Below are 15,979 nucleotides of genomic sequence, written 5' to 3'. Positions count from 1 at the left end.
AGGTCAGCAGATATTCCAGGCCGTACAGAATCGCCATGTGCGAGAGTGCCTTTCGAGTGTCAGCTGAAGTAGCTGTCGAGCTGATCGATGGTCTGCATGCCGAAAAGGTCGGTGCCCCAGCCGTAGAGATCGCTGATGAACCGTTCCATCCCGCAGTCGGTCGGCTGGTAGCTGACATCGGCACCCTGCGCACGATAGGTATCGGCCAGTTCACGCGCGTCCCGCGCCGGGACCAGCGACATGAACGAATCATCCTTGGCACAGGAGGCGATGATGACCTTGCCCTTCGGCGTGCCCGAGCGCCCGAGCACGTTGTCGTCGAAGGCATGCTGGAAGGCCGGCTCATCGGCCGGACTCACGCCCGAAGCGAACAGCGAACGCAGCGGCAGGAAAGGCGTACCGAAGTAGGCGGGCACCTGGCACTGGGTGCGGAAGAAGTCGGCCAGGCCGCGCCCGGCCGGGGTGAGCTTGGCGTTCACCTCCATCTCGGGATACCAAGGTTCCAACCCGAGCAGCGTCGCCAGCGCGAAACCGGAACCGATGGAACCGTCGGCAACGCGCATGAATTCACGCGGCTTGACCACCATGCCCTCCAGCACGGTCGATTTGATATCGAGCTCCGGCGCGTACTCGGCGGCCAGCTCGGTCGCGAACCCGGCGCCCACCCCGCCGCCGGCGATTCCGAACAGCGCCACCTGCGCCTCGGGATTCAGCCCGGCGTCGCCCAGGCGCAGCGCCGCGCGTACGCCGTCGAGTAGGGCGTGCGCGCCGAACTTGCCCGCGAACACGCCGTGCGGCTTCTTGTCCGCGTCGTTGCCGACATCGGAGATCATGACGGCGTAGCCCTTGTCGAACATCATCGCCAGCGGTCCCAGCGCCGACCAGGCCGCGCCGTCCAGGGGTGCGCCCCCGGTCCACTGGGTGCTCGGGTGGCAATTCCAGCCGACGCTGTCGTTGGCCTCCTGGTAGCCGATCACATGTCGCCGCGAATTCGGTTGCCCGTCAACGGGCATGAGCAGGACTCCGGTGCTGACGAACGGCTTCCCGTCGTTGCCGGTGGTGACGTACATGAGCTTGTAACCCTCGACGTTGCCGGGGCTGACTCCACTGAAGATCACCTTGACCTTCTTGGATTTCAGTATGTCGCCGGGCTTTTCGGATCCCGTGAGCGGCGGTTCGGCATAGAACGGGTCATCGGCCAGCAGGGCCTCGAACGACTCCTGCGCCGAGGGCTGGGTCGCGCTGTTCAGGGCGGCGAGGGTGAAGCCGTTGAAGATACGTTCCGGACCCGGTGTGGACGGTGGCACCTCGTCGGCCGTGGCGACGCTCGCGGTCGCGGTGGTCAGCGCCAATGCCGCGGCGATCACCCCGAGCCGGTGGGTGATTCGTCTCATCTCAGCTCTCCTGACCCGTCGGTGTGACCGTCAGCTGCCGCGCCGCGGAGGTCAGCAGCTGCGGGATATTCAGCAGCGGCCGATGCGACTCGAGCTGCCTCGGATACGGCACCCGCATGGCGGCTTCCAGTGCGGGCCAATTGGATTGGACCTGGAACTGGTACTTGGGCAGTAGTTCGGTGGTGATGTAGTCCCAGCGCGCGTCGAACACCGACCAATTCCAGTCCGGCAGCGGCAGGGTGAGCCGGCCCGGGCGGCCGTCGGCAAGGGTGACCGGCAGCTGGACCGGATGGAATTCTCGTGGCGGCACGACGCCGGCCACCGACGGCGACCCGGCCGCGCCGCTGAGATAGGTGATGGCCTCGCCCACACTGCCCTGGTAACCGCGCACCTCGTCCCACTGCGCGCTCACGGCCCACTGCTGTTCCCGGCGCAGCAGCGCGCGGTTTCCGGCGGCGATCCGGTCCTCGTCACCGGAAGCGACATCGCGCCACGCGGCCATGATGTCCGGACCGAACAGCCCGGCGGCCTGGAACTCCTCGAGCGCTGAAAGTCCTTCCGACACATAGGCGTCATGCATGGGCATGAGATCGGAGAAGATGTTCTTCTGCATCACCAGGATCATCCCGTTGATGTGGCGCAGATCCTCCGGCGTGATGTTCGGTCCGGCCTCGGCCAGTGCCCGGAGCCCGGCAGGCAGCATCGCCACCGCCGATGGGCCGGCGGCGTTCTGTACCGCCCCCAGCACGGTGCGCGCGGCCTCGGAGATACCCGGCAGGTCGTAGCCGGTGCCCAGCAATTCGAAATCGACGAGGCCGCCGCCGAAATCGGCGCCGACCTGGCCGCCCATTCCGGCCCAACGCAATTCGCGATGGTCGAGCTGAAGATTCTCGTAGTACTGATAGGACTTGATCAGGTTGTCCCGATTGGCGGTCACGCCCGCTCGGGGATTCCAGGTCCGCAGGTCTATACCGGCTTTGCCGGTCGCGTCGACCAGCCAGTACTGCGACAACAGCGCCGCGTAGCGAGCGGGCTCGACGCCCTGCCGCCGGGCGCTGTCCAGCAACTCGCGCAGTCGGGCGGCCTCGTAGGGCAGGTCGGGGTGCACCCCGCCCGGGCCGCTCGCGGCGTCGCGGTTGACCAGCGGCAAGTCCAGGTAGCGGTCCAGGTCGGCGGTGGCGGCCGCCGGGGTGGCTGCCACGAGTCCCACGCCGACCGCGGCCGCCAAGATCAGCGCCGCGGTCCGCAGCGATGGGCCGATTCGCATCTACTCCAGCCTTTCTCTGTGCACCGCGGGACCCGAAAGTCCCGGATGCTCATGGATGGGCACAGCTGCTGGAGTTAGACGTTAGCTCAGGTAACGAGTAGGTAAACGCGCAGATCAGCGCGTTCACCGGCGACAATAGGCAATGCGCAATACCGGGCTTCCGCCGGCGCGGCGGTCGAACGCCCAGGTGGCCACACCATTCGACCGCCGGATGCCGAGGGCGCGCGCTATCGCGCGTTCATGAGATAACTCACCCGGTATCCGCGCGCCGCAACCCATCCCGCGCGGCCGCGAATCCGGCGTCGGCTAGACCGCCGATCGAGTCTTCTCTTGTTCGGCGAGCTCGGATTTCCACTGGCGGAACCCCTCTTCGGTGCGGCCGCGGCGCCAGTAGCCCGAAATCGAGGACGCCCACTCGGCCGGAACTCCGCGTTCCTTCCGGATATAGGGACGCAGTTCGTGCATGACCGCCTTGGCTTCGCCGTGGATGAAGACGTGGACCTGCCCGTCGAGCCAGGGCTCGGCGCGGACGGCGGCAGACAGCTTTTCGCCGGGCGCGGCGTCGCCGCGATGGACCCAGGTGAGCTCGACGTTTTCCGGCTTCTCGATCACCAGTTCGTCTGCGGGGCCGCCGACTTCGACGAAAACGCGGCCGACCGCGTCGGCGGGCAGGGCCGAACACGCCGCGGCGATGGCGGGAAGCGCCGACTCGTCCCCGGCGAGTAGATGCCAGTCGGCGTCGGCGCGCGGAGCGTAGGCGCCGCCCGGCCCCATCAGTTCGATGGCATCGCCGGGCTGGGCCGCGGCGGCCCATGGCCCCGCGACGCCTTCGTCACCGTGGTAGACGAAGTCGATCGCGATTTCCTGCGCTGCCTGATCGATCGACCGGACGGTGTAGGTGCGCACGACTTCGCCGTCGGGCTGGGGGAAGACCAGCTTGACGTAGGTGTCGGTGAAGCCGTTGGGCTGGAACGAGGCGAAGTTCGGGCCGCCCAGATTCACTCTGATCAAATGATCGGTCAGGCGGACTGTGCTCTGGACGGCGAGGGTGATGCGCGGGCGGGCCAAAGGATACCTCCGTATTAGGGTTACCTAACCGAGAGTAGCGGAGATTTCGCGCCATGCGAGTTTCGCGGCCCACCCGAGCCGGTGGTAGCGCTCACCAGGTAAGTCGTGACGGCACTGGTTCGGACTCCGCCGGGTGGGCCCTGACCTGCGCCGCATCAGGGTTCGCGATGCGTGCGGCGCTACGGCCGCGGTGTGCTCGAATCAGGAGAGCGGCCCGTAAATGGCAGAGGCCGGTGAGGTCGGTGGGATCGAATCCGGTGATCTGGCCGATCCGTTTCAACCGGTAGTCGACGGTGTTCGTATGCACATGCAGCTTCCGCGCCGATCGGTTGCGCTGCATATTCGTGGCCATGTGCACTTCGAGGGTCAACAGCAGGTCCGGGTGGGCTTCCAGCGAGTCGAGCACGGCGCTGAGATGGTCGCGGGCCGGGCCCGGGCGGGTCAACTGATACTCGAAGGCCAATTCGTGCGGCCGATACACCTTGCTCTCGCCGCCGAGCCGATGCACGATGTCGACGAGTTCGTGAACCTGCTCAGCGACCTGGGGGATCTGCGGGGGCGCCGCCGTCATCGCTACGGCCCGGACCGGCACCTGGGCCGCCGCGGACAATCGGTCGATCAAGCGATCCAGATCCGCGTCGGAAAACTTGGGGGCGGGCAGTAGCAGCGTCCCGCCGTCCACGCTCAAAAGCGACAACACCTTACCGTCGCAGCGGTTCGCCAGCTCCGCCTGCACCCGCCGCAACTTCCGGCGCGCGACCACATTCGCGTCCAGCGCGGAATCCAGTTCCTCCGGATGCGGCGGAAGTTCCAGTGCCACAACGTGATACTGCTCGGCGATTTCGATGCCGCACTCCCGGGCCATGGTCGAGGTGCTCTGCCCGCCCAGCAGTGCCGAGGTCAAGGTGTGCACGGCGGTGTGGTGTTCGCTGACCACCGAACGCAATTCGCGCACATAGGCCACGGAGACCGCCGAGGTGATCATGTCCAGAGCCTCCATCAACCGTAAGGCGACGCCAGCGACCGTGGTGTGGTCCCGCGTCGTGCCATTCGCCAGAATGAGGTCGAAGCCGAGTTTGAATCCTTCGTGGATGGCGTGGTGGATCGTATCGATCGGGATTCCCTCGCGCGCCCATCCGGCGGCCGCTGCCTGCACTCGTTCGGTGCGGCCGGGCAGATCCCGTCCGTCGAGCATGCTCCTGGTCAATTCCAGACATACTCGCGTTATGGTCGTTACATCACCGTGCAGTGCTTCGCCGGGCAATGTCGCGCACGGCACGACGTTCTCGATGAAATGACCGACCATTTGGCGGGAAATAGCCCGAACGTCCTTCAACGGGCTGGAAACCGGTCGGCCCGACGAAGTCAGAAACGGCTCGGACGAAGTTGCGACAGCCATGGTGATTCCTTCCCTGTCCTTATCGATCTTTTGGACAGAAGCCCAACGCTACCGCGAGTCCGGGTCCGGTCAGCCGGCTCTGCGACTGTGACAAGGGAGAACGGATGCCCTGCTGGTTTGGAGATTCCGACAATGCGGCCGACGGTGGTGGCGAGCACCCTCGCCACCACCGCCGACGACCCCGACCAGCCGATTACAGGCAGATACTGAACTCCACCGGGCCGAGCGGAATCGGTACGCAAACCTCCACCGAGCCGGAACTGGAGCCCGAGACGGGTGCGGGGGCGGCCGCGGCCGCGACGCCACCGCCGAAGCCGCCGGCGGTCAGGACGAGCCCGGCGACAATGAGCGGACGGATTATTCTGGAGTTCATACGTGATCCTCGGTTTGTCTCTATCTGCACCCCGGATTCGGGGCTATCACCATCAGATCACGGCGGGTTGATCCGCTCTCCTTCATTCGCATGAGTTTGGTTGAACCAATGGCTGTTTCGAAAAACGGTCGTAGCTATCCACAACTCCATTCGCGCGCGGTTCGCGACTAATCGAAGTTGCGACTGAGCCAGTCGATCGTCTGCATTCCGAGCAGGTCGGTGCCCCACTGATACAGGTTGGTGATGGCGGTGATCATGCTGCAGTCACTGGGCGCGTAGGTCACCTCGCCGCCCCCGGCCGTCCACTTGTCGGCCAGATCGCGGGCATCCGCGGCCGGGACGAGCGACATCGGGGAGTCGTCCCGGGCGCACGAGGTGATGAGCACCTTCGCCGCGGGCGCGGGTCCGTCGCCGAGAATGTTGTCGGCGAAGGCGTGTTGGAAGGTCGGCTGGTCCGCGGGCGGAATGCCGTTGTTGAACAGTGCGGCCAACGGTACGAAGGGCATCGTGAAGTAGGCCGGGGTCTGGCACTGGGTGCGGTAGATGTTCGCCAGTTCCAGACCGGCGGGGGTGAGCACGGAATCGATCTGCATGTCCGGGTACCAGGGCTCCAGGCCGAGCAGGGTCGCGAACGCGAAGCCCGAGCCGACGGAGCCGTCGGCGATGCGGAGGAAGTTGCGCGGTACGACCACCATGCCTTCGAGCACAACGGATTTCACGTTCAGTTCGGGTGCGTACTCGGCCTGCTGCTCGGCCGCGAATCCGGCGCCCACGCCGCCGCCGGCAATGCCGAATATCGCGATCTGCGTGGCGGGGTCGAGTTGCGCCTCCGGCAGCGCCAGTGCCGCGCGGGCGCCGTCGAGCAGGGTGTGCCCGGCGAACTTGCCGGCGAACACGCCGTGCGGTTTCGGATCGGCGTCGTTGCCGACATCGGAGATCATGACCGCGTAACCCTTGCCGAACAGCAACGCCAGCGGCCCCAGCGCCGACCACGACGCGCCGTCGAGGGGCGCGCCGCCGGTCCACTGCGTGCTCGGGTGGCAGTGCGCGCCGACGCTGTCGTTGGCTTCCTGATAGGCGACGAGTTTGCGTTCCGAGGGCGGGGTCCCGTCTTGCGGGATCATCAGGATGCCGGTGGAAATCACCGGTGTCACCCCGTCCACGCCGGTGGAGACGTACATGAGCTTGTAGGCCGCCAGGGCGCCGGGCTGGAAACCGGTGAACATCACCCGCACCGGTTTGGATTTGAGGATCGTTCCCGGCTTCGCGTCCGCGGGCAGCGCCGGTTCGGTATAGAACGGGTCGGTGACGGTGAGCGCCTCGAAGATCTCCGCCGGACTCGCGACCGTGCCGGACCGGAACGTCCCGACGACGTAGCCGTTGAAGACCTCCGACAGCGGCGGGGGCGGGGGCGACGGTGCCGCGGGGATCGCCTCGGCCCGAGGCGGTGTCGCGCCCGCCACCAGGATGGCGAGGGTGGACAAACAGGCGGCGAGCAGCAGAGTGCGCGGGGAAGCCATAGGGCGGGTTGCCTTTTCACGGTCGGCGGAACACTGGTCGGCGCAGATCACTGGAGGGCCGCCTCGACAGGCGCCGGGTCGGCGGGCTGGTCGACGACGGTCACGGACAATCCCTGTGCCAGCGACAGGAAGAAGGACGGCAGGTTGAACAGCGGCCGGTGGTCCTGAATCTGCTTCTCGTAGGGCGTGCGGAACAGCGCTTCCAGTTCGGGCCAATGGTTTTCCACCTGGTCCTTGTACTTGGGCAGGAGCTGGGAAGTGATGTAGGTCCAGCGTGCGTCCAGCACGGAGAAGTTCCAGTCGGGCAGGGGCAGCGTGAGGATCGCCTGCCGCCCGTCCGCCAGCGTGACCTCGCGCCGCACCTGGTCGAACAGGCGCGGCGGAACCACGCCCGCCACCGAGGGGGTGCCCGCCACGGTCGACAGATAGGTGACCGCATACCCGATGTCGCCCTTGTAGTTTCGGACTTCATCCCATTGCGCACCGATGGCTGTGGCCTGCTCGCGGCGCAACAGCACCGCGTTGCCGGCGGAGATGCGATCGTTGTCCCCGGACGCGATGTCCTCCCACGCACGATAGATCTCGTCGTCGAACAGGCCGGCGGCCCGGAATTCCGCGAGGGCGGGCAGACCGCCGGTGACATAGGCGTCGTGCATCGGCATCAGATCGGTGAAGATGTTCTTCTGCATGACCAGGATCATCCCGAGGATCCACTGGTTGTCTTCGGGAGTCAGGGTGCGCACCGCCCGCATCAGCGCGGCCAGTCCTTCGGGCAGCAGTGAAATCGCCTGCGGCCCCGCCGCGTCGGTGAGCGCGACCTCGAACTGATTGATCGCCGGTGCGAGGCCCGGCGCCGCGAAGATATTGTTCATGAACTGGAAGTCGAGCAGTCCGCCGGCGAAGTCCGCCCCGACCGCCCCGCCCATGCCCGCCCATTGCAGTTCCCGGTGGTTCAGCTGCAGATTCTCGTAGTAGGTGTAGGACTTGGCCAGGTTTTCCCGGTTCGGATCCGGGCCGGTGCGCGGGTCCCAGGTCGCGAGGTCGATACCCGCCTTGTCGCAGAGATCGACGAGCCAATATTGCAGTAGCAGCGCCGCATAGCGCGTCGGCGCCACGCCGCTCGAACGCGCCTCTTCCAGCAATTCCAGCAACTCGGCCTCGTCGTACGGCAGCGCCGGGTTGATGCCGCCGGGCCCATACGAGGCGTCCCGATTGAGCAGGGGAAGGTCCAGGTACTGCGTCAACGCGCTGTCGGCGTACGCGCTCGGTTGTAGCGCGGGCGCGAGGAAGAGGGCGAATGCTACCGCAGCGGACAAGGATCCGGATCGGAGACCGGCAAGCCGTGGCACATGACTCCTTTGGCAGTGGGAGGCCGCGCGGCACCCGCATCGCACCGATGCCCGCGAGATAGCACTGGACTATAAACGCACGTACAAGCACTGGCCGGGAGGTGGTTGGGGTGTCGTGTCCGGGCTGCGGGAGTTCAGTCCGCGCGGTGATGGCGTCCCGGCAGCGCCGTGGGCGGCACCGTCCGGTAGCAGAGCTCGGTGGTCGGCACGTCCGGATCCGCACGAAAATAGTCCAGGGCCATGAACATCGACTCCACGGAGCCGTACCGGCCGACGAGATCACGCAGCAAATCCTCAGTAGCTGTGCGCCAAGTGGTCATGGCAGCCCCATTACCCCTGCCGAGCGAGTTCAAACCTGCTGGTAACCACGAATCTTCCGCAACCGATCGAAATCCGCGTCCGATAGCAACCCCGTGCCAAGCCACGGCGTGGCTAACCCGAGCCGCGAAACCGGTGCGATGCTGGGGCGCTGGCGCTTCCAGACTCGCGGCCGGGGTCACGGCTCGGGGTCGCGGTGTCGAATTACCGGTCGGTGCCGGCCGGGGTGAGAGCTTCGCGCGTCGTGTACTTCTCGTGCAGGAAGAAATACAACTTCACGTACTGCCCGACGAGGATGGCGTTGATGATCGTGCCTTCGCGGATGAAATGCGGTGCCCCGAGGAACATCAGGCCGATTCCGGCCGACAGGGCGAGCAGGGTGCAGTCGAAGACGGTTTTGATGTTGCCCCACTTGCGGCCGGTCATCTGCTGGATGGTGTTGACGAACAGATCGATCGGCATCAAGATCAGATCGGCGCGGATCATCAGGAACAGGCCCAGTGCCAGCAACGCGTCGGCGAAGAACAGCAGCGCCAGGTTGGCCGCATACGGTTCGAGGTCGATCCACTCGGTGATCATCAGGTTGAAGTCGAGCAGCAGTGCCAGCACCAGCGCGGGGATCATCGACAGTAAGTAGCCGGCCTTGAATGCCTTTCGCCTGATCAGGTAGGTCAGGATGAGCATGATGACTTCGAGGATGAGGTTGAAATTGCCCTGGCTGAGCGGGGGCAGCACCAGCGTCATCGTGCGGGTGAGGCTGCTCTGCGGGGAGATGCCGATCCCGGCCCTGATGGCCAGGCTGAGGCCCAGCGTCAGGATGTAGATTCCGGCGAGGTAGCTGATCCAGCGCCAGACCTTGTTTCCGGTGCCGGTGACTGCCGTGTCTTTGTCGTGCCGCATAACGGTCGGTCCCTTGATCTCGGTAGCCGGGCTACTTCATGAACCCGAAGCGGTCGAGCGAGATGAACAGCGTCAGCAGTTTGTTGACCACCGGCTCGCCTTCGTTGTGGTGCCCCAGCTTCGCCAGCGCGTTGTCGATCGACCGGGTCGCCTCGACGAGTTCGGTCAGGGTCATGTCGGCCATCACGCCGTAGAAGTCCAGTGGCAGAACGGCTTTCACCTGTCGGTCTTCGGTGACGACGCAGCCGCCGACAAGACTGTCCAGCTGCCGGAGGTTGTCGCACATCTCGGCGCTGTCGGTACCGACGACCACAAAGTAGGCCGAGGGTGCGGGCCAGAACGTGGAGACCGCGCCGCGCTCGATCGAGACGCCTTTGAACAGCCCGTTGACCGTATGCCGCGCGCCGTCGGCGTAGCGCTGCACGACGGAGATCCGATTGAGCCGTACCCCCTCGAGTTCGGGCACGACCAGCCCGTCGCGGTACGGAACCCACACTTCCTGCGCGAATTTCAGATGCCCGCGCCCGTAGACGTCGAACAGCAGCACCTTCGCGCGAGTGCCGTCGCCGGAGATCTCCATCGGGGTGAGGTCGAGCTGTTCGGCCCGCAGATCGCCGAGGCCGGGTTTCGGTTCCTTGGCCAGGACCGAGTAATCGATCGCGACCGGCTCGAGCAGTACACGGTCCTTGGCGACGAGCTCGCCGCCCTTGAACACATAGCGCGGGTTGATCCGGGAGAGGCTGTCGGTGAGCACGATGTCGGCGAACCGTCCCGGGCTCAGGGAACCGAGGTCGCGGTCCTTGTGGAAGGAGCGCGCGGCATACAGCGTGCCCATCTTGATCGCCTGGATCGGCGGCATTCCCATCTCGACGGCCAGGGAGATCACCCAGTCGATATGGCCGTGCCGCAGGACTCTGTCGACCGAGATATTGTCCGCGCACAACTGGAAGTTCTCGGCTGGCCAGCGGCGTTTCACGATGGCGCGCAACATGGTTCGGATGACCTCGGGGCTGCCGACGCCGAACTTGATCTGGGTGTTCAGGCCGTAGCGGACGCTCTTCTCGATGTCGTCCTCGTTCCAGACGTCGTGGTTGTTGTCGACGCCGATCGCGGGCATGTAGTTGAGCAGCGTGTCCGACAGTGCCGTGACACCCCAGTGGCAGTTCACGAATCCCGCGTTCGCTCGCCCGAGCGCGGACTTGCGGAAGTCGTCGGCGTCGCCGGTCATATAGGACAGGTGGGCCAGCTCGCCCAGCCCGATGACCGGATCCATCGCCAGCATCGCCTCGGTGACTTCGGGCGAGGTCTTCTTCCCCGGCGCGAAAGCGTAGAGCCGGTAGGGGAGTTTGTCGTGCTCGGCGAACAGCGCTCGGGCGGCGTCGACCGCTTCTTCGCCTGCCGCGCTGGCGAAGTCGAGGGTTTCGCCGAAGACCGTGGTCGTCCCGCTGGGCACGATCGCCTCGCCGAACGCGGCGGGATGCGCGAGCTGCGATTCGAAATGCAGATGGGTGTCGATCAGGCCCGGGATCGCGTAGAGGCCCTCGCCGTCGAACTCCGCGCGGAACCGCACGATCGATTCGTCCGGGTTCAGCGCGATGATGCGCTGCCCGTGCACCAGAAGCGATCCGGGATAGACGGACTCGGTGTGCACATCGAGGATGTTGAGGTTGCGCAGCAGCAGGTCGGCCTGCTGCTCGCCCTGCAGGATGCCGAAGATCGTCCGGACGTGATCGTCCTGGGCGGCAATGTCTTCGGAGCGGGCGAGCGGGGTGGCGGTCGAATTGTGTTCGAGCATGGCGGTCCTCACGTAGATCTTCAGGTACTTACAGGCGCTGAAGGCTGATCCGCGCTCCCTGGTGCCTGGTACTGATAGAACTCGCCCGGCACCGTTGCTGACAAGCATTCGTTTTCGCACGTCACGTACACATTTTTCGTACACTTCGCGCATGCTCCACTCGCGACTGCTGCAGTACATCGACGAGGTCGCGCGGCTGGGGTCCATCCGCGCGGCCGGTGCCCGGCTGCACGTCGCGCCCTCGGCGATCAACCGGCAGATCCTGCTGCTCGAAGCCGAACTCGAGCAGCGGTTGTTCGAGCGTTTGCCGCGGGGGATGCGCCCGACGCCCGCGGGCGAGGCGCTGCTCGCACATATCCGGGGCACGCTGCGGCAGTACCGTGAGACCGTCGCGGACATCCGCGATCTCCAGGCACTGGGCAGCGGAGAAGTCGTGATCGCCACGATGACGGGTTTGGCCAGCGGCGTCGTCGCGACCGCCGCCGCGAGCTTTCGCACCCGTCATCCGCAGGTGCGGATATCGATCCGCACCATGTCGAGCCTGGACATCCTGCATGCGGTCGAGAACAGCGAGGCCGATCTAGGTCTCGGCTTCAATATCTCGGCGTCGACCCAGGTCGAGGTGTGCTGGCAGATGAACACCCGGCTCGGAGTCGTTGTCTCCCCGCATCATCCGCTGGTCCAGATGGATACGATTCCGCTCGCGCAGTGCGCACCCTATCCGCTGATCTTCGCCGACCGGTCCATGGTGATTCACGGCATCGTCGCCGAGGCCTTCGCCCATGCCGAGATCGACATTCAGCCCGCGTTCCACACCAATTCGATCGAGACGATGAAACGGCTCGCCATCTCAGGGGAAGCCATCGCGTTTCTCAGCGAATTCGACATCGCGGAGGAATTGCGAGACGGGCGCTTGGCCTTCCGGCCGGTGCGCGACGCGTTCAGCAACAACATCGTCTCGCTGGTGCGCCGCGAAAAGCACGGTCACGGGTTGGCCGGGTTCCTGCTCGCGGACGAGATCGTGGCTGCGTTGCGGCCCGGGGGACCGCCCGCACTTCAGATGGGAGCCGGTTCCTCGGTGACTTCGTAGATACCCGGCTTCGATTCCAGCGCGCGGACCGTGCGCGCGGCCGCCTCCTCGAGGGCGATGCGAGGCGATGCGGGCGGCGCGTCCGGGTAATACGTTCCGGGACCGTAGAACTGGCCATAGCGAAGCACCACGCCGTGCGCCGCCAGCACCGAGGTCTCCAGAAATTCTTTGGCCGCCTGGCCTTCTCCGGTCAACTCCCAGGCGACACTCTGCGCGAGGAACCGGGTGGCGCCCGCGGCGCGCGCCGCGGCCAGCAGATTCGTGGTGCCCTCCCGGCGGATCCGAGCGTTGGCCGCGCGCCCTTCAGCCAGGCGAGCCGGGTCGTCCGGGAGATCGGTGAGCTGATGCATGACCGAATCCGGCGCGTACGCGGTGACCGCCGCGACGAGTCCATCCAGGTCATAGGCGTCGCACACCACCGGTTCCGCACCGGCGTCGGCGAGCAGTCGTGCCTTCTCCGGGGAACGAGTCATGCCCGCCACCTCGTGCCCCGCCGCGATGAGCAGCGGCACCAGCCGAGTACCGAGCACGCCGCTGGCGCCTGCCAGGAAGATCCGCATGGTTACCGAGGCTAAAGGGTCACTCCGGAGACTTCCAACCCCGGCTACCGCGCGCATCCCGCGTTGCGACCTCACATCCCTCCCGGCTGCGTCGTCGGACTACGGAAACCACAGCAACTTTCGAACGGAGACACGATGACTTCGAGTGAATCTGAGATCAGGGCGTTCCTGGCGAGCCGTACCGAGGCGCAGCGGTCGAAGGACATCGATCGACTGATGTCGTTCTATTCCCCTGACATCGTCTACTACGACGCCGTCGCGCCCTTGCGGTTCACCGGGACCGAGGACGTGCGCCGCAATTTTGTGCGGTGGTTCGACGGCTACCAGGGGCCCATCGGTCTGGAAACGCACGACCTCAGCATTGTCACGAGTGGAGATGTCGCCTTCGCGAATATGCTCCATCTCGATTCCGGAAAGCATAAGGGCGGGATCGAGTTGTCGATATGGGTGCGCGAGACCGTGTGCCTTCGACGGGTGAACGGCCAGTGGTCGATCTCGCACGAACACATCTCGCTCCCGATCAGCCCGGCGAATTTCCAGGTCTGGTTCGCTTCGGCGAAGGATGCGCCCGCGCGGGGCGGCGGCAGAACCATCTTCGGACTGGCCCGCACCGGTCTGACGGCTCGGTTCGGCTTACGTGCGTTGGCGCGCAGAGCTTCCGGGCGGGAATCCCGCTGAGCCGACGGGCGGTCGCCCGCCCGTCGGCTTGTCGATCAGCGGGGGTACTCGGCGGCTCGGGCCCACACCCGGTGCTCGGGCAGGAGGGCGGCGAGTGCGTCGAAGGCGGCGGGCAGGGCCGATGCCGCCTGGACGCCCGCGGAGTCCTCGGCGATCCCGGCCGCGGTGATCGCCGCGGCTCCGCCGGGGGTGTAGGCGATGGCCTTCAGGTGGCGGTGCGCCTCCTGGAGGAGCAGGTTCAGGCGTGGGTCGGGAACCGTGCTGGTGATCAGCAAGGCGTCGAACTCGATGGAGCGGGCGGTGTCGAGGGTGCGCGACACCACGACTTGCTTTCCGCCCGAACCCAATTCGCCGCCGTGCGGGGCGATGACCAACGGTGTCATCGATTGCTCCCCGATGGTCGCGACGGTCGCGGCCAACTCGCCGAGGTCGGTGCTCTCGTCGGCGACGATGCCGATGATCCGCCCGTCGGTGGGCCAGCGCTGACCGAGCTGGGAAAGTGCCGGGGAGACAACCACTTTCGTCTCAGTGGTCGCACTACTGGGCAACTGCACACCCAAACCCGTTGCGACGGTTCGGGCCAGTTGCTCGTCGATCTCGCGCAGCACCGTGACCGCGCGCTCCTTGATCGCCTTCTCGTAGCACTTGCCGAGTTCGAAGGTGTAGGCCTTGGCCACATGGGCCTTCTCGATGTCGGTGAGGCTGGCGTAGAAGATCCGGGCCGAGCTGAAATGATCGTCGAAGGTGGCCGCCGCGGCGCGAACCTTCTGACCGGCCACGGCCTCCGGAAACTCGATCTGCACAGCCTCTTTCGACCCGGCGATGAACGGGCAGCCGCCGTCGAGACTGTTGGGCCGGTAGGGCGCGACACCGGAGTGCACCGCGGTCTGGTGCATGCCGTCGCGGAGCATGTCGTTGATCTCGGCGTGCGGCCGGTTGATCGGCAGCTGCGCGAAGTTCGGTCCGCCGAGACGAGTGATCTGGGTGTCGATGTAGGAGAACAGGCGGCCTTGCAGCAGCGGGTCGTTGGTGACGTCGATACCGCGAACCAGGTGACCCGGATGGAAGGCGACCTGCTCGGTCTGGCTGAAGTAGTTCGTGGGATTCGCGTTCAGGGTCATCGTGCCGATGACCTGCACCGGCGCGAGCTCCTCGGGCACGATCTTGGTGGGATCGAGCAGGTCGATGCCCTCGAACATCTGCTCCTCGGTGTCAGGGAACACCTGAACGCCGAGGTCCCACTGCGGGAACGCGCCGGCCTCGATCGCGTCGGCGAGATCCCGGCGGTGCATGTCGGGGTCGACGCCGGCCGCGATCTGGGCTTCCTCCCAGAGCATCGAGTGCACGCCGAGCTTCGGCTTCCAATGGAACTTCACCAGCACCGACTCGCCGCCATCGTTGATCAGCCGGAAGGTGTGGACGCCGAAGCCCTCCATCATGCGGTAGGAGCGAGGGATGCCGCGATCGGACATGTTCCACAGGGTGTGCGCGGTGGCTTCGGTGTGCAGGGTGACGAAGTCCCAGAACGTGTCGTGGGCGCTCTGGGCCTGCGGGATCTCCCGGTCGGGGTGCGGTTTGGCGGCGTGCACGATGTCGGGGAACTTGATGGCGTCCTGGATGAAGAACACCGGAATGTTGTTGCCGACCAGATCGAAGACGCCCTCGTCGGTGTAGAACTTGGTGGCGAAACCGCGGGTATCGCGGACTGTGTCGGCGGAACCGCGGGAGCCCAGCACCGTGGAGAAGCGCACGAAGACCGGCGTCTCCTTGCCTTTCTCGAACAGTGACGCGCAGCAGATCTTCTCCGCCGCGCCATTGCCCACGAACACTCCGTGCGCCGCCGCGCCGCGGGCGTGCACGGCCCGCTCGGGAATGCGTTCGTGGTCGAAGTGGGTGATCTTCTCGCGCAGATGGTGGTCCTGGAGCAGAACCGGCCCGCGCGGGCCCGCCTTCAAAGAGTGGTCGGTATCACTGGGCCGTGCGCCCTGCGCGGTGGTGAGATACGCACCCTGCTGGGCCACGGCGCTTTGTGGAAGACCGGTGGTCTCGCCGGTCGGCGTGACCGTTTCCGGGCCGGTCTGGTCCGGTTTCGGCGGCAGCGGATCGTGCGGCTCGGTCGGCTCTTCCACCGTCGCGGGTGCGCTGCCGGGCGCGCCGGGCACGGTGGGTCGCGGTGTGGATCCGGCCATCGAGAAACCTCCTTTGAGCGGACAGATAGGAGGGTGGTGCCCCGCTCGGCCGGGCGTAAACCGCTGTCCGCCCCGCCCG

Annotated in this window: 14 protein-coding genes; 2 read left to right on the top strand and 12 right to left on the bottom strand. The window is 66.0% G+C overall.

The genetic code is table 11. The annotated features are described in order from the left end of the window. Positions 1-59: 59 nt before the first annotated feature. The 10 genes from BJ987_RS27345 to BJ987_RS27300 all read right to left on the bottom strand — a co-directional run bounded on the left by BJ987_RS27345 (position 60) and on the right by BJ987_RS27300 (position 11,383). Positions 60-1,394, bottom strand: coding sequence for a lipase family protein (locus BJ987_RS27345; protein ID WP_209895581.1), 1,335 nt, complete (start codon positions 1,392-1,394; stop codon positions 60-62). Position 1,395: 1 nt separating this feature from the next. Then, positions 1,396-2,661 (bottom strand): hypothetical protein, encoded by a 1,266-nt coding sequence (locus BJ987_RS27340; RefSeq protein WP_209895579.1) that lies wholly within the window; start codon positions 2,659-2,661, stop codon positions 1,396-1,398. 306 nt (positions 2,662-2,967) lie between these two features. Continuing rightward, positions 2,968-3,729, bottom strand: a complete 762-nt coding sequence (locus BJ987_RS27335; RefSeq protein ID WP_209895577.1) for a siderophore-interacting protein — start codon at positions 3,727-3,729, stop codon at positions 2,968-2,970. 91 nt (positions 3,730-3,820) lie between these two features. Continuing rightward, a complete protein-coding gene (locus tag BJ987_RS27330; RefSeq protein WP_209895575.1) occupies positions 3,821-5,128 on the bottom strand; it encodes a PucR family transcriptional regulator in 1,308 nt (435 codons plus the stop codon). A gap of 193 nt (positions 5,129-5,321) precedes the next feature. Continuing rightward, the gene (locus tag BJ987_RS27325) at positions 5,322-5,501 is read right to left on the bottom strand and encodes a hypothetical protein (protein ID WP_209895573.1); all 180 of its coding nucleotides are present in this window, start codon (positions 5,499-5,501) and stop codon (positions 5,322-5,324) included. Positions 5,502-5,668: 167 nt separating this feature from the next. Continuing rightward, on the bottom strand, positions 5,669-7,021 hold the full coding sequence (locus BJ987_RS27320) for a lipase family protein (protein WP_209895571.1): 1,353 nt from the start codon (positions 7,019-7,021) through the stop codon (positions 5,669-5,671). 47 nt (positions 7,022-7,068) lie between these two features. Beyond that, positions 7,069-8,337 carry a hypothetical protein gene (locus BJ987_RS27315; protein ID WP_245366151.1) on the bottom strand — a complete coding sequence of 423 codons (1,269 nt, stop codon included), beginning with the start codon at positions 8,335-8,337 and terminating at the stop codon, positions 7,069-7,071. Between the two features lie 167 nt (positions 8,338-8,504). Continuing rightward, positions 8,505-8,690: a hypothetical protein gene (locus tag BJ987_RS27310; RefSeq protein WP_209895567.1), complete on the bottom strand. Its 186-nt coding sequence runs from the start codon at positions 8,688-8,690 to the stop codon at positions 8,505-8,507. A 202-nt stretch (positions 8,691-8,892) separates the two neighbouring features. Beyond that, positions 8,893-9,588: a YczE/YyaS/YitT family protein gene (locus tag BJ987_RS27305; RefSeq protein ID WP_209895565.1), complete on the bottom strand. Its 696-nt coding sequence runs from the start codon at positions 9,586-9,588 to the stop codon at positions 8,893-8,895. Positions 9,589-9,619: 31 nt separating this feature from the next. After that, a complete protein-coding gene (locus tag BJ987_RS27300; RefSeq protein WP_209895563.1) occupies positions 9,620-11,383 on the bottom strand; it encodes an adenine deaminase C-terminal domain-containing protein in 1,764 nt (587 codons plus the stop codon). Positions 11,384-11,534: 151 nt separating this feature from the next. Here BJ987_RS27300 and BJ987_RS27295 point away from each other — a divergent pair, with 151 nt between their 5' ends. After that, positions 11,535-12,473 (top strand): LysR family transcriptional regulator, encoded by a 939-nt coding sequence (locus tag BJ987_RS27295; protein ID WP_209895561.1) that lies wholly within the window; start codon positions 11,535-11,537, stop codon positions 12,471-12,473. Here the strand turns inward: BJ987_RS27295 and BJ987_RS27290 are convergent. Next, complete coding sequence (locus BJ987_RS27290) at positions 12,440-13,033, bottom strand: NAD-dependent epimerase/dehydratase family protein (protein WP_209895559.1); 594 nt, start codon at positions 13,031-13,033, stop codon at positions 12,440-12,442. The two genes, BJ987_RS27295 and BJ987_RS27290, sit on opposite strands and share 34 nt — an antisense overlap. A 135-nt stretch (positions 13,034-13,168) precedes the next feature. On the opposite strand from BJ987_RS27290, the gene BJ987_RS27285 reads away from it, so the two are divergent. Beyond that, positions 13,169-13,711, top strand: coding sequence for a YybH family protein (locus BJ987_RS27285; RefSeq protein WP_209895557.1), 543 nt, complete (start codon positions 13,169-13,171; stop codon positions 13,709-13,711). A gap of 35 nt (positions 13,712-13,746) precedes the next feature. On the opposite strand, the gene BJ987_RS27280 is transcribed toward BJ987_RS27285, so the two are convergent. After that, positions 13,747-15,900, bottom strand: a complete 2,154-nt coding sequence (locus BJ987_RS27280) for a catalase (protein WP_209895555.1) — start codon at positions 15,898-15,900, stop codon at positions 13,747-13,749. Between the last annotated feature and the right edge of the window lie 79 nt (positions 15,901-15,979).

The organism is Nocardia goodfellowii (genome assembly GCF_017875645.1).
Lineage (GTDB): Bacteria > Actinomycetota > Actinomycetes > Mycobacteriales > Mycobacteriaceae > Nocardia > Nocardia goodfellowii.
The sequence above is the reverse complement of the archived record's forward strand: the minus strand, read 5'-3'. Positions and strand labels throughout refer to the sequence as shown.